16 protein-coding genes are annotated in these 21,337 nt (G+C 54.1%); 7 read left to right on the top strand and 9 right to left on the bottom strand.

Features of this window, described 5'->3' with window-relative positions:
- Nucleotides 1–71: 71 nt before the first annotated feature.
- Nucleotides 72–1,064 carry a DnaJ domain-containing protein gene (locus EH198_RS14115; RefSeq protein WP_124696168.1) on the bottom strand — a complete coding sequence of 331 codons (993 nt, stop codon included), beginning with the start codon at nt 1,062–1,064 and terminating at the stop codon, nt 72–74.
- A 185-nt stretch (nt 1,065–1,249) separates the two neighbouring features.
- Entirely contained in the window at nt 1,250–1,699 is a 450-nt protein-coding gene (locus tag EH198_RS14110; RefSeq protein ID WP_124696167.1) for an Hsp20/alpha crystallin family protein, read from the bottom strand.
- 826 nt (nt 1,700–2,525) lie between these two features.
- On the opposite strand from EH198_RS14110, the gene EH198_RS14105 reads away from it, so the two are divergent.
- Together EH198_RS14105 and EH198_RS14100 are read left to right on the top strand one after the other, a co-directional pair.
- Nucleotides 2,526–2,726, top strand: coding sequence for a cold-shock protein (locus EH198_RS14105; RefSeq protein ID WP_025332779.1), 201 nt, complete (start codon nt 2,526–2,528; stop codon nt 2,724–2,726).
- A gap of 83 nt (nt 2,727–2,809) precedes the next feature.
- Nucleotides 2,810–3,022 carry a cold-shock protein gene (locus EH198_RS14100; RefSeq protein ID WP_124696166.1) on the top strand — a complete coding sequence of 71 codons (213 nt, stop codon included), beginning with the start codon at nt 2,810–2,812 and terminating at the stop codon, nt 3,020–3,022.
- Between the two features lie 111 nt (nt 3,023–3,133).
- Here EH198_RS14100 and EH198_RS14095 read toward each other — a convergent pair whose 3' ends face one another.
- The 3 genes from EH198_RS14095 to EH198_RS14085 are packed head-to-tail and all read right to left on the bottom strand — an operon-like array spanning nt 3,134 to nt 5,136.
- Complete coding sequence (locus EH198_RS14095) at nt 3,134–4,033, bottom strand: DNA-3-methyladenine glycosylase family protein (protein ID WP_124696165.1); 900 nt, start codon at nt 4,031–4,033, stop codon at nt 3,134–3,136.
- Complete coding sequence (locus EH198_RS14090) at nt 4,014–4,568, bottom strand: methylated-DNA--[protein]-cysteine S-methyltransferase (protein ID WP_124696164.1); 555 nt, start codon at nt 4,566–4,568, stop codon at nt 4,014–4,016. Before EH198_RS14090 ends, EH198_RS14095 begins: the two co-directional genes overlap by 20 nt.
- Nucleotides 4,534–5,136 (bottom strand): bifunctional transcriptional activator/DNA repair enzyme AdaA, encoded by a 603-nt coding sequence (locus tag EH198_RS14085; protein ID WP_124696163.1) that lies wholly within the window; start codon nt 5,134–5,136, stop codon nt 4,534–4,536. The genes EH198_RS14090 and EH198_RS14085 overlap by 35 nt, the downstream gene beginning before the upstream one ends.
- A gap of 342 nt (nt 5,137–5,478) precedes the next feature.
- Here EH198_RS14085 and EH198_RS14080 point away from each other — a divergent pair, with 342 nt between their 5' ends.
- The 4 genes from EH198_RS14080 to EH198_RS14065 all read left to right on the top strand — a co-directional run bounded on the left by EH198_RS14080 (nt 5,479) and on the right by EH198_RS14065 (nt 14,504).
- Entirely contained in the window at nt 5,479–6,975 is a 1,497-nt protein-coding gene (locus EH198_RS14080; RefSeq protein ID WP_246014303.1) for an MDR family MFS transporter, read from the top strand.
- A 313-nt stretch (nt 6,976–7,288) separates the two neighbouring features.
- Nucleotides 7,289–9,553 (top strand): 7TM diverse intracellular signaling domain-containing protein, encoded by a 2,265-nt coding sequence (locus tag EH198_RS14075; protein WP_185702890.1) that lies wholly within the window; start codon nt 7,289–7,291, stop codon nt 9,551–9,553.
- Nucleotides 9,554–9,645: 92 nt separating this feature from the next.
- Entirely contained in the window at nt 9,646–11,376 is a 1,731-nt protein-coding gene (locus tag EH198_RS14070) for an SWIM zinc finger family protein (RefSeq protein WP_124696161.1), read from the top strand.
- A gap of 98 nt (nt 11,377–11,474) precedes the next feature.
- Nucleotides 11,475–14,504, top strand: a complete 3,030-nt coding sequence (locus tag EH198_RS14065; RefSeq protein ID WP_379309730.1) for a DEAD/DEAH box helicase — start codon at nt 11,475–11,477, stop codon at nt 14,502–14,504.
- Between the two features lie 84 nt (nt 14,505–14,588).
- On the opposite strand, the gene EH198_RS14060 is transcribed toward EH198_RS14065, so the two are convergent.
- A complete protein-coding gene (locus EH198_RS14060; RefSeq protein WP_124696159.1) occupies nt 14,589–14,888 on the bottom strand; it encodes a GNAT family N-acetyltransferase in 300 nt (99 codons plus the stop codon).
- Between the two features lie 367 nt (nt 14,889–15,255).
- On the opposite strand from EH198_RS14060, the gene EH198_RS14055 reads away from it, so the two are divergent.
- Complete coding sequence (locus EH198_RS14055; protein WP_124696158.1) at nt 15,256–19,386, top strand: S8 family serine peptidase; 4,131 nt, start codon at nt 15,256–15,258, stop codon at nt 19,384–19,386.
- A 180-nt stretch (nt 19,387–19,566) separates the two neighbouring features.
- Here EH198_RS14055 and EH198_RS14050 read toward each other — a convergent pair whose 3' ends face one another.
- The 3 genes from EH198_RS14050 to EH198_RS14040 all read right to left on the bottom strand — a co-directional run bounded on the left by EH198_RS14050 (nt 19,567) and on the right by EH198_RS14040 (nt 21,217).
- Nucleotides 19,567–20,148 carry an LOG family protein gene (locus EH198_RS14050; RefSeq protein WP_124696157.1) on the bottom strand — a complete coding sequence of 194 codons (582 nt, stop codon included), beginning with the start codon at nt 20,146–20,148 and terminating at the stop codon, nt 19,567–19,569.
- Nucleotides 20,149–20,167: 19 nt separating this feature from the next.
- Nucleotides 20,168–20,488 (bottom strand): MazG nucleotide pyrophosphohydrolase domain-containing protein, encoded by a 321-nt coding sequence (locus tag EH198_RS14045; RefSeq protein ID WP_124696156.1) that lies wholly within the window; start codon nt 20,486–20,488, stop codon nt 20,168–20,170.
- A 270-nt stretch (nt 20,489–20,758) separates the two neighbouring features.
- Nucleotides 20,759–21,217, bottom strand: coding sequence for an Lrp/AsnC family transcriptional regulator (locus tag EH198_RS14040; RefSeq protein ID WP_124696155.1), 459 nt, complete (start codon nt 21,215–21,217; stop codon nt 20,759–20,761).
- Between the last annotated feature and the right edge of the window lie 120 nt (nt 21,218–21,337).

Raw genomic sequence — 21,337 nt, 5'->3', positions numbered from 1 at the left:
GGATCTCTTTCCATAATCATTCAATCATTCGCTCCGGTCCTTACTTGTTCTGCCGCTTGCCCGCCTACCGCTCAACCGGCCGTGGCCCCGCGGCGCTTGTCTTCCGCGCCCCGCTTTTTGGCGCCCGCCTGAAAGCTTGAGGAATGCTCAAGCTGCCGGTACAGCTGCTTCTCAGCCTCGTTTACGTGTTCCGGCACAACCAGCTCGATGTCGAACAGGACATCTCCGTATGATCCGTTCTCCCGCTTCAGCCCCTTGCCCGGTATCCGCAGCGTCCTGCCGCTCCGGATGCCTACCGGAATCTTCAGCTTGACCGCGCTTCCGTCCGGCAAGGATACTTTCGCGCCGCCGCCGAGCACGGCTTGCCAGGGAGCAATTTGGAGGATACCTCGAAGATCCCCACCGCTCACTTCGTAAGTCTCATGAGCGCGGATGTTCAGGATAATCAGCAGTTCATCTTCGCCCCGCCGTCCGCGCTCTCCGCTTCCGGGCACGGAGATTACCGTTCCGTCACCCGACCTTGGCGGGATATTCACGGTCACCGTCCTCTCTCCGGCCTGCACGGTAACGGCGCCGCCTTTATACGCCTGTTCCAGCGTAATGTCGAGCCGCGCTTCCATCATGCCGCCCATACCGCCCATGGCTCCGGCGAAACCGCCTGTTCCCGGACGTCTTCCGCCCGGGTTGAAATCGAATCCCGCCCGCTCGGCTGCTCCCCTGCTGCCGAAGAACATCTCAAACAGGTCGCCGTCCGGAATGTCCGCGCCGCCGAAAGAATAACTGCCGCTCCAGCCCTCGCCGAACGGCGATTCCCGTGAGGATCCTCCGCCCGTTGGTCCGCGCCCGAAGCTGTATCTCGCCGCTTCGTCGTAGGCTTTGCGTTTCTCCTCGTTCCCGAGCGTTTCATACGCCTCGGCTATTTTTTTGAACCGTTCCTCTGCCTCGGGCGCCTTGTTCACGTCGGGATGCCACTGCTTGGCGAGCTTCTGGTACGCCTTTTTAATGTCCTGCCTGGACGCGTCCTTGCTGACGCCAAGCACTTCATAGTATCCGGTTTCCGCCATCTGCGCGCCCTCCTTTCTTTCCTATATTATTTCTTTCCCCGTTATGCCGGCGCTGTAATCCAAATTGTGTCCTTAGACTCGAATAACTTCGAAAAAAAGCGCATTATAGCCGGAAAACGATCTACAATGCGCTCCTCATATATATTCATTGGCAAATTTCAGACTTTTCATTTGAGACTTTCACTTTATTGTTCGTCATCCCGGATTTCAATCCGTGTGCCCGCCGGTTTTTGCCGTTTCGGCGCCTCCAGCGACAATACGCCATTCTTCAGCGAAGCGCGGATGCCTTCTTCATTAATGTCCTGAACGTAAAATCTGCGGACATACTCTCCGTAACGGCGCTCCTTGCGAACGATCTGCCGGTCGCTGTTCTCCTCGGTGTTCTCTTCCTTGCGCACAGCCTTGATCGTCAAGTACGGCGCTGCGTAATCAATCACGATGTCCTCTTTGGCGAATCCCGGAAGCTCGGCCTCAATTAAATAATGATCCTCGGCCTCCCGGATATCGGTGCGGATAGACAGAGTAGAGCTCTTGAGCGGAGCGAAGAAGTCGTCCCCAAACATATCGCCAAAGGATTTGGCCAATTGGCCGAACGCCTCTTCACGCCGTTTTCCAAAAGGAACCAGATCAAACATCTTGCATTCTCCTCTCGTTTGATTGTTGACTTTGACTTTATTTGACCTTACATGTTTATTATAGCCCTCGCCCGCTTAAGTCTCAAAGCCGATTAAAGACGAAAAAACGCCGAATTTCGGCGTCTTCAGGCATTTTCAATGCAAAATTTTAGTGTTTTGATTAATTTGACCTTTTTTGACCTTTGCTGCAGAACTTCTTCCTGTACTCTTCTTCCAACAGGCTCATTGGTCGGTGGAATGGTATTGCCGACAGTTGACGTCCCTGTCTGCCGGCTCATGTGATGCTGAGCGTTAAGCGCCCCGCCGCTGAAGAGGAGCCGATAGCAAACGACCAACCGAAAAAGTGAAAGCTGCAAGGCTGCCCTTTATATTCGCCGGCCATCTGCCGAACCTCACAAGTTAAGAGCCGGCAACGGAACAAACAGGAATTCTTCAGACGGGAAAACCTCCCTCTAAATCGGATATTTTAGCCAGATACGAAGAAGAAGCGGCCAATTAGCTGGAGGTTTGCCCTTTAGTTGGGTGAAATATTCTTTTGACGGAACATTAAAGGGAGCTTTGCCCGTTAACCAAGTATTTGGATACATCAAGCACAATCCTTCATATAAAGCTTTAATCGACGTTACAGCATCCTTTTAAATTAATTTTTAAGTATGAGTTGCATCTGCCTCCGGAATCTGCTATGATTACTATATTGGAATTTTGACCTGAACTCACATATTGCAGAGGGTTATGATTTTAAGCGCATAACCTTGTGCAATATGTGATTTTTTATTTTTAAGGAAATAATAAGGTCATGTTCAACAAAACAAGGAGGTTTTCTACAATGGAAACAGGAACAGTTAAATGGTTTAACGCAGACAAAGGATTTGGCTTTATCGAGGTTGAAGGCGGCAGCGACGTATTCGTGCATTTCAGCGCAATCGTCAGCGAAGGCTTCAAGACTCTTGATGAAGGCCAACGCGTTGAGTTCAACATCGTTCAAGGCAACCGCGGTCCGCAAGCCGAGAACGTCGTTAAACTGTAAATCCGGAAAATACGCCCCGAACCTAGCGTTTGGGGCGTTTGTTTTTTATGACAATAACTCCGTGAGAGAAAGAAGGATGCTTCTTGTACTATTCACGAAAGAGACCTCTGGACAATATTCCGGAGGAACTCACGGCCATATGGTCCTGTACCAGTGAAAGCTGCAACGGTTGGATGAGAGACAACTTTGTTTTCTTGGTTCAGCCCACCTGTTCGATATGCCAGTCTCCGATGGAAAAAGGCGAGAAAATGCTCCCTGCGGTAGTTAATACAAGTCCCAATCAATCCAAACAATAAATTAGAGCACCACACAGGTGTACCTCAAGCTTCGGCCTTAGCCGAAGTTTATTTGTCTTTTTCGGCTCCGCTCTCTTCCCCGCAGCACAGATTGGGCGACTTTCCCCTCTATTAATACAGCACCCGCCACAAATAAAAGGTTGCGTACGCCTCCCAGCCCCGCCAATCCGCGAACAGCTCCCTAAGTTCCGGCAGCGCCGGCTTCCGGTCCAACCCAAGCACGGCTTTGACAGCATTGTGCAAACCGACATCCCCGATAGGAAAAGAGGAGGCGTCGCGCAGGCAGCGCATCCTTACATACTGGGCGGTCCAGGGGCCGATGCCCCGCACCGCCGTAAGCATCGCTTCGGCCTCCTCTGGCGAGCCAAGGGCCAGCAGTTCCTCCCGGCTCAGCGTGCCGCCGGCTAGAAGATCGGCGACGGCAAGAATCGTCCGCGCCTTGCTCCGGCTCAGTTGGAGGGCGCACAGATCCTCCTCCTTCGCGCCAAGAAGCGACTCCGGCGGCGGAAACAGATGGTACCGGTGTCCGGACCACAGCACGGACTCGCCGTATTGTTCCGCAATCCGCGCCTTCAGCTTGTACGCGAAGGCCAGGTTGACCTGCTGCCCGAGAATCGCCCAGCATAAGGCCTCGAACAAGTCGGGGATGCCGACAATGCGCAGGCCGCGAAAGCGTTCCGCCAGCGGACCAAGCAGGGGATCGCCCTCCGCCAGCTTATAGAACGGCCTAAGATCGCGGTCCAGGTCGAACCAGTCGCGGATATAACGCGCCAGGTCTTCCAATCCCGCTTCCCCGGGCCGCTCACCTCCGAGCAGCTCCACCCGCAGCCGCCCCGGCTCGGGCGCCGTCAACCGGACCAGCAGCGCCGCTCCGTCCGCCTGAAGCAGACGGGTCACTCCTTCGCCGTCCGTTCTGTACAGACATTCCAGCGGCGAACGCGCCATATAGTCGAGGCAGGCCTTCCAATCGAACAGTTCCGGCAGCGGCAGCTCAAAAAGCAAATCGTTCATGTCCGGCCGCCGCCACATGGGCGATTCCCTCCAGTTCCAGCAGCTCCTGCTTGAGCCGAAGCCCTCCGGCATAGCCGGTCAAGGTGCCGTTCGCCCCGATGACCCGGTGGCAGGGTAGAAACACCGGCAGCGGGTTGCGGCCGTTCGCCGCGCCCACGGCGCGCATCGCCTTGGGCCGGCCGATCCTCTCCGCCAGCTCCGCGTACGTGATGACTGCGCCATACGGGATATCGCCCAGCGCTGTCCATACCTGCCGCTGAAACGCCGTTCCCCGAAGATCGAGCGGCAGCTCCCGGAAGTCGGGATGAAGCCCGGCAAAGTAGTCCTCCAGCAGGCGAACCGCACCCCATTCCTCAAAGGGCCGTTTATCGTCTGCTACGCTGCTGCCCGGAGCGTAGCGGTCCAGCCAGGCTTGTGCCGTCTGCTCCGTATCATGCTGAAAGGACAGGCGGCACAGGCCGTCCGCGCCTCCCCAAAGCGTCCATGTCCGGCCCCCAAAGTTAAGGGTGTGCCGGTATATTGTACTCTGGCTCATCCGCCGTTCCTCCTTGAAATCGTTCTCTGTATTCCGTGGGCGAAGCGCCCGTGTTCCGGTGAAACCAAGCGGCAAAATGGGAAGCGCCGCGAAAGCCGACCGATCTGCCGATTTCGGACACAGGCATCCGGCTGTGGCGCAGAAGCCCGCAGGCCTTGTCCAGCCGCACCTGGTCCAGCTTGGCAGCCGGAGTAAGGCCGGTCACTTCCTTGTAGACGCGGTGAAGATGAGAGGCGCTGACCTTCAGCCGCTCGGCCAAGCCGTTCAGCGTCAGCCGTTCTCCGTACTCGGCGGTGATCACGGCATCGGCCTGGGCCGCCAGAACGGCGTCCGGGCGCAGCGGCCCACCCTCTTCGGGACGGCATCTTTTGCAGGGCCTGAAGCCTGCCTGAATGGCAGCTGTAAGCGACGGATAGAACGTGACATTGTCCGGCTTGGGCGTTCTGGCCCTGCAGGATGGCCGGCAAACAATGCCGGTGGTCCTTACCCCGGTATAATAAATCCCGTCATACCGGGCGTCACGTGAAGCGACGGCCCGGTACACAAGGTCGAATAATGACTGATCCATGATGCATCCCTCCACACCGCCATTATAACGCATTGCGCCGCGTCTTGGCAGGACGGCAAATAAGAGGGCAAGAATACGACAGTCTTTCAAATCCATTTATAGATCAATGCTAACGCTGGTTGTTTCTTCATATACATCCCTGGACCGAGTGCAGAATCGGCTTGCGGACGGTTTGGGCATTCCCGGCCCCGGCTTATAATAAAGTCGATGTTTTCTGGGGACGGATCTATGGGAGGGGTTATTGTTGTAATTTGGTAAAGGCTTCATTAGTCGCAAGACCATTATTTCAATTCGAGGTGAGTTCCCATTAATACCAACGCTCTTGGCAACAACAAGTATCTGGTGCTGGCCGCGCTGATGATCGGCCTGATCTTTACAGAGCTGGACGAGACGATTGTAGCGACGGCGATGCCCACGATTATCCGCCAGCTGCACGGCCTCCCTCTCTACGGCTGGGTGGCGGGCATTTATATGTTGGCCGTCACGATGTTCATGCCCATTCTCGGCAAGCTCGCCGACCTGTACGGACGCAAGCGGGTGTACTTAAGCTGCATGGCTCTGTTCATCGGCGGTTCCATCGTCAGCGGGTTCGCGCAGTCCATGACGATGCTGCTTGTCGGGCGGGGCATCCAGGGCGTCGGCGCGGGCGGGCTGATGCCGCTTGCGCTCGTCATTATTGGCGAGATCTTTCCGCTGGAGCAGCGCGCCAAAATCCAGAGTCTGGCCGGCCCGATGATGATTATTCCGCAGCTGCTCGGTCCGACACTGGGCGGCTATATCGTCGGACACTTCAGCTGGCATTGGGTGTTCCTGATTAATCTTCCGGTCGGCGTTCTGTCCGCGCTCCTGCTCGGCAAGGGGCTGAACGAATCGCGAAGCGAAGAGAAACGGACCATCGACTGGGCCGGGGCCGGCACGCTGATACTGGCGCTGCTGTCCCTGCTGCTTGCGCCTGTGCTGATTGACAATCAGGGCTATGGGTGGTCCTCTCCCGTTATTATCGGGCTGCTTGCGGCCTCCGCCCTTTTAATCACTCTGTTCATCAACATCGAGCGCCGGGCGGAAGAACCGGTCATCCCCTTGCATTTATTCAAGAATCGAAATGTCGTCGTTCTCTCCATTCTTGTCTTCATCTTGATGCTGGGCATTATGGGCGGGATTGCCCTCTTTCCTTTCTTCTCGCAAAATGTCATGGGTCTGACGCCGACCGCCTCCGGCTATCTGTCGCTGGCGTTTATGGCCGGAGTAATCCCGGCAAGCATTGTGTTCGGTTCTCTGATCACGCGCGTGGCTTACCGGAACCTGTTTATCGTTTTCTTTACGCTGCCCATTGTCGGCTTTTTCCTTCTGTCGCGCATCGGCATCCATACCAGCGTTCTCTACATTATCGCCTGCTTTGTAATCCTGGGCGTCGGCATGGGGGCTTTGTTCGGCGGAAATACGCTGATCGTTCAGGAATCGGTGGAGAAAAAACACAGCGGCATCGCCCTATCCACAGTCCAGCTCTTTCAATCGCTCGGGGCGACCATCGGGCTCAGCGTGTTCGGCAGTCTGCTCTCCGGCCATATCGGCAAAGGCGTGGAACCGCTAAGCAGCCAGCTGCCTGCCGGCTCAGCGGAGAATCTGGCGGCCGGCGGAATCCCCTCCGGCATCTCGCCGCAGCTGCTGACCGAAGTCAAAACGGTGTTCGCGCATGCCTTTCAGAATGTATTCTCCATCTCGCTCGTTTTTGTTATTATTACTTTCTTCATCTGCTGGTTTCTTAAAAAAGAGGTGCTGTCCCCAAAAAAAGAGGACTCCGCCGAAACCATCGCCAAGACGATTCCCGAGACTCTATAATCTTCGCATGCTTGCGCAAAAAACGGCTGCACCTCCCAAATGTTGGGGGTGCAGCCGTTTCGCGCGGCAGAGCCTACATCTGCCGAACTGTGATAAAAATCGCATTTTTCTTAAAAATAAACAGGATTATTATTCCAACCGTCGAACTCGTATTAAAGAAAATGGAGTCAGACCTACATTAGGGGGCGTTGGAAATGAAAAAATTCCCATATTCGGAAATACAATCACAGAGGCAAACAGGCGATTTGATTCTATTCACGGACTGTCCGAACCTGAATGCAGCCATCATGGCGTCCACCTAACCGGACGAAAAATGAAGGATATCATAAAAGCATTATTCGAAGCCTCTAAAATCCGAATTAGCCGGACTGGACGGCTCGCGATCGGACTGATCGTTCTCCTTCTCCTTTTCTACAGTCAAACGGCGGATTCGGCCCGCCTGGAAGAGTCGCCGGATACCGTCAGCCTCCGGACGAATACGGATCTTCAGGACGATCTGAAAATATATGAGGACGAGGACAGCCGGCTCACGATAGAGGATGTGGCTAATCCGGGAATGGATTCGTTGTTCGTTCCGTACAAGACCAGCGGGCTCGGCGGTTCGATTAAGGGTTCCACGTATTGGGTCAAATTGAATTTGTACAACACCTCTTCGAATGCGAGGGAGCTTCTGCTTGAACTGAGCAAACCGCAGCTCAGCCGGGTGACTCTGTACCAGTTTGACGATGAGCGCCAGTTTTTGCGGCAAACCCGTTCAGGAAGAAGCCTGCCTTTTAACGAACGGGCCATTGAACATCGAAACTTTATTTTCAACCTTTCGTTTCCAGCCGAATCCGGAGAGCGCCTGTATTTTCAAATTCAGACCGACAGTTACCTCCAGCTTCCGATGAAGCTGTGGGAGACGCGGAGCTTTCTGGAAAGGGAACTTCACGAAAACCTCCTGTTCGGCATATATTACGGGATTATGTTCGTGATGGCGATATACAACAGCTTTCTCTATGTTTCAATCAGGGACAGGGCATATCTGTACTATGTGCTCTTTATCATTTCTTTTGCCGTCATGCAGGCAGTTTGGGACGGATATGCCTACCAATACTTATGGCCGGGGCATCCCGCCTGGGAGCTGAAATCGAACCCCGTCTTTATTGTGCTAACCTCCCTCTTCGCTTGTCTGTTCTCGCAAAGCTACCTGTCGGTTCCGAAGCATTCGCCGGGAATGGGCAGGATTTTGTCGGTATTTATCGCCGGACTGGTCCTGACGCTGCCACTGATGACGTTCATGACGCCGGGCGCATGCACCAAACTGGCCGTCTGCCTTGCATCCGCCAGCATTCTGCTCTGCGTGTTCACGATTGCGTCCTTACGGTTTCGGATCAGATCCGTTTTGTTTTACATGCTTGCATGGATTGTGCTGCTGGCCAGCTCACTGCTGAACATTATGGCCGCTTACAAACTGGTTCCCTTGAACTTTCTGTCGGTGTATTCCATGCGGTTCGGCTCGGTAGCTGAGACCATCTTGCTGTCACTGGCGCTGGCCGACAGGTTTAGCCGCATCAGACAGGAGAAGCTGCTTGAAGAGAAGCAGGGCACCCTGCTGAAGAATCTGCATGATACGACCAAAAAGCTGACCTCCACCTACGATGTGGATAAGCTCCTTCATTACACCTTGGACTGCTTATCCAAAATCACGGGCTGCGAGAGCGGGTTTATTCTATTAAGAACCGAGGAAGGGTACGGGCTTAAAGCGTCGGTTGGCGCCAGGCCGGGGGACGAGCTGCGTTATATGGAGCGTGAAACGGAGCCCTTTTTCCAAAGCTTGCTCCGGAAAAAAAGGGTGGCGGTCCACGAAGGCAGCAGCGACATTCCCTACGGGGTAGACCCTGGCACGGCGACCTGTATCGAAATCCCGATTCTCTACCACGAGCGTTTGCACGGTCTGGTCGTGCTGTACAGCCGTTTCCCCAGAACCTTTACCGAAAGTGAAAGGGAAATTCTGTGTGATTTTGCAGGACAGGTCGGCATCTCCATTGAAAATGCCCGGCTGTTCTCCGAGATCAACCGAATGGCGACAACCGACGGTCTGACCGGGGTGTATAACCGAACCTATTTTCTCAAACTGGCCAATAGGCATTTGTCCCAGTCCTGGAGCATGGATAAGCCCTTGTCGCTCATCATGGTCGATATCGACTACTTTAAGAGCATCAATGACCGGTGCGGGCATCTTGCCGGCGACAAGGTCATTCAGGAAACAGCGAGACGGCTTACCGAATTGGCGCAGCCCCGCGGGATTATCGGCCGTTTCGGCGGAGAAGAATTCATGATCCTGCTTCCCGGAATTGCATCCGATCGGGCTTACCGCCTGGCGGAAATCATGTGCAAGAGCATCTCCGGCTCCCCCGTCCCGCTCGAGCATTCGGACAGCATCAGGTACACGATCAGTTTGGGCGTCGCGGCGGCCTCGCCGGACACAAACGGCATTACGATGCTTATCGACCAGGCGGATCAAGCGCTGTACAAAGCCAAAAAGTACGGGCGAAACTGCGTAAAGGAATATGAAACCACGGGGCACTTCGCTTAACCCCTCTCCCGGACGAATAATAAACTCGCGCCGGTCCTGCTCATAAGAAGTGGTATAATGGAACAACCTTATGCTTACGGGAGAGTAACTTTATGCAATCGACACACCTCCTTGATGACGCCGGTTGGGGCCGGCTCATCCAAGATGCGGCGTATTATTTCGACGATCTGGCCCTTAAACGGGGCTTTCAATATTATAAGCAGAAGCGCGTTTCCGGATTGGCGGCTGTTCCGCCCGGACTCGTTACGGCCTTCGTGGACGGAACAGAGCGGTATAACGTGGAAATTATACTGCGCGCTATCTCGATCAGCAGTTGCACCTGCCCGGTCCTTGGGCCGTGCAAGCATATGGCGGCCGTTCTGATGGACTACGCCGGAACGCAGGGACGGCCGGTTCAGCAGCTGGCCAATGCCAAGTCGTCCGCCCAGGCTCGGGCGGCTATGAATTCCGCCCGCCCCGTACCGGGGGCCGGGAATGCCGATGGCGGGGCGGGAAGCCGCTCTGGGATGGGTAGCGGCGCCAATAGAACGGGCTACGCCGGCGGAGCAGACCGCAAAGGCGAAGCCACTGGCGGATTCCTGCACGGAAGCCGCGAATCCTTGAGGGAGCGAGGCCGGCTCATCCCGGTCATGAACGTCGCCCAGTGGCATGAATTGTTCGCCCATTGTGTATCTGCTCTGGCCGGAGATACGCGGAATCCCCGTTATGTAGATGAAGCACTCACGGCGATTCTTCGCATCAAGCCGCCGCTTACGCCTGAACTTGACAAACTGTTCAGTCTGCACGCCCGTCTCTTTGTTCTGGAAACGCTGACCAACCGCTCCGGCGGTCGCGAAGGCGCCTTTGCGCCTTCGCTCGGCTATTATACCCATATAGCCGTAACGGAACTCCAAGATGAAATCGAACGCGGCTTCCATACGGAGCTGCCCCTCGCCTCCGAGCCGGAGCAGTGGAACCGCATAATGGACACGCTCGATTATCTGCGGCAGGAACTGCTGGCGGAGTCCAGGGAACACAACTTCTATTCCGCTCTTTATTATTTGCTGTGGAGAAAATGGATTATTCCCGAAATGCAGGGCAGAACGCTGTTTAAGGAAGAACTGCGGCGGCTGGAACGGGAAGAAGAACAGCGGACGGATGCTCCGCCCCTTCAGGCCCTGCTGACCGCCCGCGCCTGGATGCATTTCCTCCAGTCCGAAGATGATAAGGCCTTAAGCTTGCTGCGCGAGGCGGCCGGACGGCCGGGATTCCATCCGGAACGGCTGGATATGTTCTGGGAGCCGCTGGCGGAAGTCGGGGAGCCGCAGCGTCTTGTGGACTGGCTGACCGAGACCGGCGAACTGCTCGCCGGGCATCGGCGTCACGGGCTTGAGAGCTATGCGCGCTACTGGGAGGAAGCCGTCCGGCTTCTGCCCGAAAGCGAGCCGCAAATGTGGAACGAACTGACCGGCATGCTTCCGCTGAGCGGCGACATTTACGAGGAGAAGCTGCTGGAGCGCGGCCGCTGGCGGGAGTGGATGGATTACCAGCTTAGCTCAGGCAAAGATCCGGCGGATTTCAGGGTGCGGGAGCTGCAGCCTCTTGAGAAGCACGCGCCCGAGCTGCTGCTGCCGTTCTATCATCAGGCGGTAGAGCGGTACGTTTCGGAGAAGAACAGAAGCAGCTATAAAGCGGCGGTAAAGCTGCTGAAACGGTTGAATAAGCTTTATAAGAAACTGAAAGCGGAGGAGCGCTTCGAGCGTTTTCTCGAATCGTTTACCACTCGCCACAGCCGGCTAAGAGCACTCCAGGAAGAGCTTCGGAAAGGAAAACTGACATCATGAACGGACGATTGCGGAATATTGCGGTTCGGATCAGCCTCAGCGAATTCGGGGATGCGCTGTTGTATGGCCTGACGGAAAATGGGGATGATCTTCCCGGCATGGCTCTGAAGCAGCTGCTCTTTGCCTGGCATCAGGAATCATGGTACGGCACCGAGCTGGCCATCCATAAAGCGGGAGAGATCGAACTTGTCGTCCTGCCCGCCGAGCAGGTTCTGCCCTTCTTCGCCGCCGGGCGGCTGCTGACGCATATCGGCTGGTCGTGGGAAGGCGAAGCGGCGCCGCTGGCTCTGCTTGCTCCCTGCTTGTCCTTCTGCCTGGAGAATAAGCGGTATGAGCCAAGCCTTGCCGCATACCGGGAAGGCCGGCTGGAGTGGGCCTGGGATGAGAAGGCTCTCCGGACGGCGGCGGAAGCCGCGGACCGGGAAGCGGGGGCGGGGCGGGAGCTGGAAAAAGCCCTTCCTTATAGCGCCGCCGCCAAGACGGGCAGCGACCGTATTGGAAGCGGCAGTCGGCCTGAAGACAACCCGAACGCGCAGGGCGCGCTGGCCCGGCTGAAAGAAGACGAAGACTTGATGAGAGGTGTCCGGGCGGCCTTCTCCGCCGCCGTATTCGGGCGCCATTACAGCACGGAAGAGCTGGCCGCTGACCTGCGGCGGGAATACCCGATGCTGTTCGAGCGCAGCCGCCTGGCGGCGGCCGGCATGGACGCGGAAGCCTGGCTCGTCTCCATCGGCTGGAAGGCCGATGTATTGCCGTTTCGGCCCGCGCTCCAGCTGCTGGAGCCGAATAAAGCCGAAGCCGCCTGGCGGCTTCGGCTCGTCCTGCAGGACAAGACCGACGCGGCGTCGCTTGTCCCGGTGAAGCTGGCCGCGGACGGCGCCGCCCATGGCGCCTGGCCCGCATCCTGGTCGCCGCATGTGCAGGGCCGCTCGGCAGGCTGGCTGGAGCGCCTGCGCGCCTGCCTGCCCGCCGAGCGCTTCGGGAGCGGCGACGACCTGCTGGGCCGGCCGCTGGACAGCGCGGCCGCCTGGACTTTCCTGACGGCGGACAGCCGCCGTCTGCTGGATGCAGGCTGGCTGGTACTGCTGCCGGCCTGGTGGGAGGCCGCGAGCCGCCGGAAGCCGCGCCTGCGGGCGAAGCTCAGCCCGGAGAGCGAGAACCGGAGCGGCCGCTCGCTGTTCGGCCTGGATGCCATCATCGATTTTGATTGGCGCATCTCGATTGGAGACGCCGACCTCACGGAGGAGGAATTCGCGGCGCTGGTTGCCCGCGGTGAACGTCTGGTGCGTTTCCACGGCCAGTGGATTCCGCTTGATCCCGTGCTGCTGGCTCAAATCCGCAGAGCGATGGACGGCATAGACAAACGCCGGGGATTGTCCTTTCAGGACGTCCTGCAGCTTCATCTCCTGAATACGCAAGAGGAAGCCGGGGATCAAGCAGCGGATGAAGCAGCGGCCCTACCATCTGAAGAGACAAATCGTCTGCAGCTTGAGGTCGAGCTGAACGAGCAGTTCGTCAAGCTTGTCGGGCAGCTTGGCGGCAGGGAAGCCTGGCCTCAGCCCGGGCCGCCCGCCAGCCTGAACGCCGAGCTGCGCCCGTATCAGCTTGAAGGCTATTCCTGGCTTGTCTTCCTGCGCCGATTCGGACTGGGCGCCTGTCTCGCCGACGATATGGGCCTTGGCAAGACCGTCCAGCTGATCTCTTATTTGCTCCGCGTGAAGGAGGACTTCATGGATCGGCCAGAGGGTCCGCGGCCATCGCTTATCATCTGCCCGACCTCGGTGCTCGGCAACTGGCAGAAGGAACTGAACCGGTTCGCGCCTTCGCTCTCGGTCATGCTTCATTACGGGAGCGGCCGCCTTGGCGGGGAAGGCTTTCATGCCGCTGCCGGAGGGTCCGACATTGTGCTCACATCCTACGCAACGGCGGCGCTGGACCAGGAGCTGCTGGCCGGCTGCACCTGGTCGGCGCTGTGCCTGGATGAGGCGCAAAACATCAAGAATGCCCAGACCAAGCAGTCGTTAGCCGTCCGCAGCTTTCCGGCCCTGCACCGGATCGCGCTCACCGGAACGCCGATCGAGAACCGGCTGGCCGAGCTGTGGTCCATTTACGACTTCATTACGCCGGGCTTTCTCGGACCACTTCGCGCTTTTCAGGAACGGTTCATCAACCCGATCGAGAAAGAAGGCGACGCCAAGCGAACGGCCGATCTTCGACAATTGGTCAAGCCATTCATGCTTCGCCGCAAAAAGAAAGATCCCGCCATCCAGCTCGACCTGCCCGACAAGAACGAGATGAAGACCTATGTTCATCTGACAGCCGAGCAGGCGGCCCTTTATGATCAGACGGTAAACGAACTGATGAGCAAAATGAACAAGCTGGAGGGTATTCAGCGCAAAGGCGCCATTCTCGCTGCACTTACCCGGCTTAAGCAGCTATGCGACCACCCGCTGCTCATCACGAAGGAAGCCGCGCCCAACGAAGAGACTTCATACGCCGAACCGATAGACACCGGCCTGCTGATCGAACGCTCCGCCAAGCTGGAGCGGCTGCTCGCTATGGTTAAGGAGCTGCGGGATGAGGGAGAACGCTGTTTGATTTTCACCCAATATGTCGGGATGGGGCTGATGCTTCAGCGCGTGCTGCGGGAAGAGCTTCACGAACCCGTGCTTTATCTGAACGGAAGCACCTCCAAATCGGCGCGGGACCGCATGATCGAAGACTTTCAGGCCGGACGCGAAGCGCTGGTGATTCCGGGGGGAACTTCGGCGGCTTCCTCCCCGGAGAAACGGCAGCAGCCCTGCATCTTCATTCTGTCGCTCAAGGCCGGGGGCGTGGGCCTGAATCTGACCGCTGCCAATCACGTCTTTCATTTCGACCGCTGGTGGAACCCCGCCGTGGAGAACCAGGCTACGGACCGCGCCTATAGGATGGGCCAGACGCGAGATGTCCAGGTGCATAAATTTATTTCCCTTGGAACACTGGAGGAACGGATCGATGAAATGCTGGAGACCAAGCAGCAGCTCAGCGACAGCATCATTACCAGCTCCGAAGGCTGGATTACCGAGCTTTCCACCGACGCTCTGAAGGATTTGTTCGCCTTGCGGCGCGGGTGGTCGGATGCATAGGGCTCCGCTTGAAATGCTCAAAAGCCATCCTCCGCGTTTATATGCGAAGGATGGCTTCTTTATTATTAGCCGCAGCCTGTCCGCCTAATGCTTCCACACATCCTCATACTCCGGATTTCTTCTGAACTGGACGCCGACATACGAGCACTGAGGGATAATCTTGGCCCCCTCCGCTCTCGCTTCCTCCGCCAGACGTTTCAGCAGCCGCTGGGCGATATTGCCGCCCCGGTAATGCGGCGATACATACGTATGATCGGCTATCCAGGTATGCTCGTCTTTTGGCACATAGGTGATTTCTCCGATCGGCCCCTCGTCCGTACGGATAACGAAGGCATTATGCTCTTTATAAATAACGCCAATTTCACTGAATTCTTTGCTGTCCATGTCATTCCCTCCTTGTTGCTTTCCTTGAGCTCTACTATTACTTTACCCAATCGGCTACTTTTTCTTCAGCACCTTCTTATGGACACACCGGCACGGGCTTCAGTCGATCTGACATTCTATTTCAAAAACCTTTATTTCTCTTTTGAATGTTACATAAAGTTTTTTGAGCATGTAAGTTTTGGCGAGAAAAAAAAGAATTTTATCTGGATTTTCCAATTTACCAGTGGTAGAATCTTCTTATCTTTTTTCCTACTAATCTAGGTGGAAATAAACAAGGGAATTAATAGAAAAGGAGAATTCTACATAAGCGATTCACCCGGACGGTAGGAAGCAAACCAATTACACAGAATCTTTGGGAGGGATTTTTTTGGAGTGGGGCAAATTAACACGCAAGCTGTCCGTCGTGGCTCTGGCTTTGGGACTGACAGCTGGATCTATTCCGGGTACGGTCTTTGCCGCCGGCAGTTTGCAAACGCATTTATCATCGAAAAGCATTTCTTTGACTCATACCTCGCCGGGAACGTACATCTCGCCTAAGATCAACACCCATTCGTCTGCGGATGTCCGCGTTATCGTGCAGCTTAGCGGCCAACCGGCGGCCGTAGGGAAATATGCGGTGAAGCAAGGCATTTCCTCTCTGGCCAAATCATCTACTGAAGCGGCTGTAGAAAACCAACAGTCCTCCGTTCTCGACAAAGCTGAGGGCGAAGGTCTGGACCTTAAGGTCAATTATAAGTACAACACGGTATTGAACGGCTTCGAGGTTACCATACCAGCCAATGAGATTCCGGAGCTGGCCCAAATTCCCGGAGTTAAATCTATTTACGAAAACAGCACCTGGTATCCGATACCGGTTGAAGAAGCGGACGCCGCTATACAGGGAACGCTCGAGCATGGCGCAGCTCCTCTGCACCAAATCGGGGCCGATGCAGCCTGGGCAAAAGACTTTACAGGCGCAGGGCTCAAAGTAGGTGTAATTGATACCGGTGTCGATTATCTTCATCCGGATATCGCTCCCGCTTATAAAGGCGGCTGGGATTCTTTCTATAATGACGATGATCCTTACGAGGAAGAACCTAACGCAGACAAGAAGTTTGAAGGCACCTCTCACGGTACACACGTTTCTGGTACGATCATTGGGCGGTTCGCGAATCCGACCAGCGAGATCGTTCAAAAAGGGGTTGCCTATGGTGCGGATCTCTATGTTTATAAAGTGCTGGGTTATAATCCGGCCAATCCGAGCTCCGCATCCGGATCCTCCGCTCAAGTTATTGACGGGATTGAGCGCTCCGTAAAAGACGGCATGGATGTCATTAACCTGTCGCTCGGCTCCGACGCTGAGAAGGATGTCAATTCTCCGGACGCCATAGCCATCAATAATGCTATTCTTTCCGGTGTCACGGCGGTAATTGCCAACGGCAATGCAGGACCGGGTGAATATACGCTCGGCTCTCCGGCCACTTCGCAGCTGGCCATTTCGGTTGGTGCGGTAACAAGTCCAACCAAGAACTTCTCCGGAAAATTTGAGACCACCTTTACAGGTGACAGCGTGACGACCGCAACTTATGCTACTTACGGCGATTTTAATGTAATGGCATGGGAATTGGGCAGCGAGAACTTTGCCGACCCAAGCCTTGTAGGCACGGCGCCGTTAAAAGTCGTTTACGCAGGTCTCGGCGCGGATGACGATTATAAAGGCTACACTGCGGATGAGGTCAAAGACTCGGTAGTCTTCGTCTCGCGCGGGCTGCTCGCGTTTACCGAAAAAATTGGAAACGCCAAAGAACGCGGAGCTAAAGCTATCGTAATCTTTAACGGCAACGCAACCGCGGACGGTAAAGTCGACCTGAGCGAAAACATCAAAAACCGCAACGGCTATATAAACTCTTACCTGGGTGACACCTATGACAGCCTTCCGACCTTTGATATAGAAGGTGCCAAGGGACGCGCATTGGCAAGAGCTATTCTTGCAAACCCCAATACACCCGTCACCTTTACATTCGGGAATGATTACCACAAAACCCAATCTTCGGGAGATGAGCTCGCCAGCTTTACTTCCTGGGGTCCGAACGTTGACAAGAATTTAAGCATTAAACCGGATTTCGTCGCTCCGGGTGTAGGTATTTTGTCAACCTGGCCCGCTTACAAGAAATACGACGCCTATAAAGGCGCGTCTTATGACGAAGCCTACAACCGCATTAGCGGAACAAGCATGGCTACGCCGCATGTGGCCGGTCTTGCCCTTCTTTTGAAACAAGCGCATCCGAGCTGGGGGCCATTTGAGATTCGGGCGGCACTTGCCAATACAGCTGATATTCTTGACGAGTACAGCGTGTATCAGCAAGGAGCCGGACGCGTAAATGTTGCGAAAGCCATTGATACGCCGGCAGTGCTTGAATCTGTTGAACCGATCACGATTCTCGACAAAAACTTCCAACCGGAGGACATTACCAACTATAACTCTTCAGCCAATTTTGGTGTTGTGGCTCCCGGAAGTTCGAAGGTTGAAGATTTGCGTCTTTACAATACCGGGGGTACCAGTTTAACTTATACGGCCTCCGTGACATGGCATGGTGCAGCCCCAGACGGAATCGCAGCTGCACTAAGCCAAACAGACGTAACAGCAGCCGAGTATCAGGCAAAAGCATTTTCTCTGAAAGTGGATGTGGCCAACGGGGTTAAATCCGGCTTCTATGAGGGTCAAATCAACCTCACATCCGGAAATCTGCCTGCACTGCACTTGCCGTTCTCAGTATATGTAGGCACTGATCTGCCTGACAGCCCTGTGGGCATTCAGGAAATTTCATTGACTCATCCTATCATTTATCCAAAACGAAGCGCTCAGGCGACGACTGATCTCAGCTTTAAATTGACTGCTGACGATGCGAACCTGTATGAACTCGACGTCTATAACCTGGATGATGAACTCATTGGATATAAGGATTATTACGATACGGTGTATGAAGCTACGTATTTTGAACCAAAAGTTTATAATTTCGAAGGCCTTGATAATTCTTATTACAAGTATGATGAAGAAGGCCATCCAGTATTCGACGCTAATGGCAAACCGAGTGTCGGGTATCTGACAGATGGCACTTACAAACTCAATATCGTGTTCGCTCATATCACCGCCCAAGGCAATGTGACCAATATTTACAACGGCTTTATCTCGCTGCGTGTCGATAACTCCACAAGCAGCAGCGGCGAAGGCGGATCAACTGGCGGCGGAGCAGGCGGTGGCGGTGGCGGCGGTGCAGTTACACCAACTACACCACCTGCACCAACGGTTTCCGAGTCCGCCACAGCCCTAGTCGACCAAGGCTACAAGCAAGTAACCGTCACTTCGGCAACGACTGTGCAAAACGGTCTTACAACCATCACGGTGTCGGATAGCGACCTAAAGGCAGCTTTGGCTAATGCCGCCACTACCCAAACCGCTGTGATCATTTCCGCTCCTTCGGTCAGCGGTTCCGCCGCCAAAGTCAGCCTGACTTCGGATCAAGTGAAGCTGCTTGCAGCGATCTCTTCCGGCAGCAAGGTCATCGTCAGCACGAAGGATGCCGCGGTTTCCCTGCCGGTATCGCTGCTGAGCGGTTCACCTACTGGCGCAGCCTTTGAGCTGTCCATCAAGCCGGTTTCGGAGGAAGCTAGCAAATTCACCGCAAGCACGGCCGGTTCGTCCGTTATCGGAACGCCGTTATCCTTTGAAGCGAGCTGGGCAACGGCAACCGGCAGCACGTATCTGACGGTGCCTAGCAACACATTTATCAAGCGATCCTTCACCGTTCCGGGAAGCATCACTCCAAATACGGCCGGTGTTCTGTTTGAAGAGAACGGCAAGATTACTCCGGTATCTTCCGTATTCAAGACGCAGGCTGACGGAACGACGCTGGTTACCGTTAACCGTCCGGGCTTCTCGACTTATGCCGCGGTAAGCCGTCCGGCAACGTTCACCGATATCGCGACTTCACCTGCGGCTGCGGACATCACGGCACTGGCTAACAAGCTGATCTTCAAAGGCACTTCGGCAACGACCTTCTCGCCGAAGAGCAACCTGACCCGCGCCGAATTTACGGCCATCCTCGTACGCGCGCTCGGTCTGCGCTCAGGCGCAGCGGCAACCTTCACCGATGTGAAGGCGACCGACTGGTTTGCAGCCGATGTTGCAGCCGCTACGAAGGCCGGATTGATTCTGGGTGTTGGCGGCGGCAAGTTCGCACCGAAGGCCAATGTCTCCCGTCAGGAAGTGGCCGTTATTCTGGATAGAGCCGTGAAGCTGGCCGGAATTGAGCTGACCCCAGCCAACCCGTCCTTCACCGCTTACAGCGATAACGCCAAGATCGCGGCCTATGCGAAGGACAGCGTACAGTCCTTGTCCGCAGCAGGCATCCTCACCGGTACCTCCGGTTCGGTATTCAATCCTACCGCTCCGGCTACCCGCGAGACGATTGCCGCTACCCTGCACCAGCTGCTGGTCAAAGCCGGACTGGCTGAGTAACACGTAAACAGCAACGGGCCGATCAAGGATGATTCCTTGACCGGCCCGTTTTTTTTCACATAGCGGCACTGATTAAACTATCGTTTCCCGAGGGAGCGTAATGAAAAAGCAGCCGTAGTTTGGCTGCCTCTGCTCAAATGGGCTATTACAATATAATTTCAGGTAAGTGAAGTTCAAAAATTAAGTGCGCTGTTCGGTGAGATACGTTTTGACTGAAGGAGCCTTATAAATCGAGAACTGCTTCAGAATCCCTTCTGGAGTATTATCTGTAATGACCATAGCACGATACTTCGATTGCATGAAATGGTCGCGTTCCATAGTATCAAACATGGATACAAGTGGATCAAAATATTGATTGATGTTCAGCAATCCACATGGCTTTTGATGCAATCCTAACTGACCCCATGTAAAGATTTCAAAATACTCTTCTAATGTTCCAGGTCCACCAGGAAGAGCAATAAACCCATCTGCCAATTCCGCCATCTTTGCTTTACGCTCATGCATCGAATCCACCATTATAAGCTCTGTTAAGCCCGTATGCGCTATCTCACGGTTTTGGAGAAATTGAGGGAGTACTCCAATAACAGAACCTCCATGCTCCAGCACAGCATCAGCAACAATACCCATAAGTCCGACATTAGCTCCACCGTAAATTAGAGTGACTTGTTGTTTGGCAAGCTCTTGTCCTAATTTAAGTGCGTTTTCTTTATAAATTGAAGAAGCTCCTTCACTAGAACCACAAAATACAGCGATTGATTTCATAACCCATCTCCCATTTATTTTAATTTTCTGAATAACGTGCCTGAAGCTTTTGTTTATGCGATATCAGGATATCTTCAAGCGATATATCATATTTATTGGCGATCACAATGAGATTTCCTAAAACATCTCCAAGTTCTTCTGTTAATTCAGATTTATTCTCTTGAAATGTGCCTGCAACCTCATCTGGACGATCCCTACCAATCTCTAATGCACGAATTGCACGAGCTACTTCCCCAGTTTCCTCAGCAAGAAATCCAATACGGACAAATATATCTAAGTCTGACCAGTTACGATTCTTATAATATTCCTTAACCCATTGTTGAAATTCAACGATATCCATGTTTCCCTCCAACATAACAAGATTGCTCGATCTCAAAAACTCGAAAATAATAATACCATATTGAAGTTTAATAATCTATTTAGCCAATTTCATCGGTTGCTTTATGTGAATTAATCATTGGAACTAACCTGCCCTTTAGCTTAATGAAAAAACAAGGAGCAGTTGCCGTGGCAGACTGCTCCTTGTTTCGTTTAACTAACGTTTCCCGTTAAAAACCTAAGGTGAATTTCCTTCCTTCTTCTCATGTCGGTTTTTCGTTTTTACGTCTATCTAACTCAGCATGTTTAAGTTTGCTTCTTCAAGTGAAGGTAAGAGAAATTTATGATCGATAGGCGATGACATCACGATTAGAATCGTGTAGGTCCCGTATTTATCACATTGATTTCCGAACTCCTCGAGGGATCGTGTGGAGTCCGATATTACTTTCAATAAGTAGTTGTGTTCTCCACTTATGCGGTAACATTCGACGACATCGGGAGTTGATCGGCAGAAATCAAGGAATGCATGACAATCGCTTGTACGAAATAGGATGTAGGCAGCAGCATGTTTTCCGATTTTTTCTGGGGAAACAATGATGCGATACTCCCTGATGATCCCCTTTTCCTCCATACGCCTAACTCTTTCCGTTACTGCGGGTTGTGATAAACCGACACATTTGCCTAGTTCCGTCATAGAAACTCTCGCTTGGGATTGAAGGTGGATAAGGATTTGCTTATCAACATGGTCCATCGAATCGACTCCTCCCTTTAAATTTAAGGATTTTCCCACAAACTAGCTTGTTTTTAATTGTTACAAGGCCAATATAACTTGATTGCCTTATGTAATCAATTTAACTTATTTTATATAATT

The sequence above is a fragment of the Paenibacillus rhizophilus genome (assembly GCF_003854965.1).
Taxonomy (GTDB): Bacteria; Bacillota; Bacilli; order Paenibacillales; family Paenibacillaceae; genus Paenibacillus_AQ; species Paenibacillus_AQ rhizophilus.
This window is presented reverse-complemented; position numbering and strand designations above follow the sequence as displayed.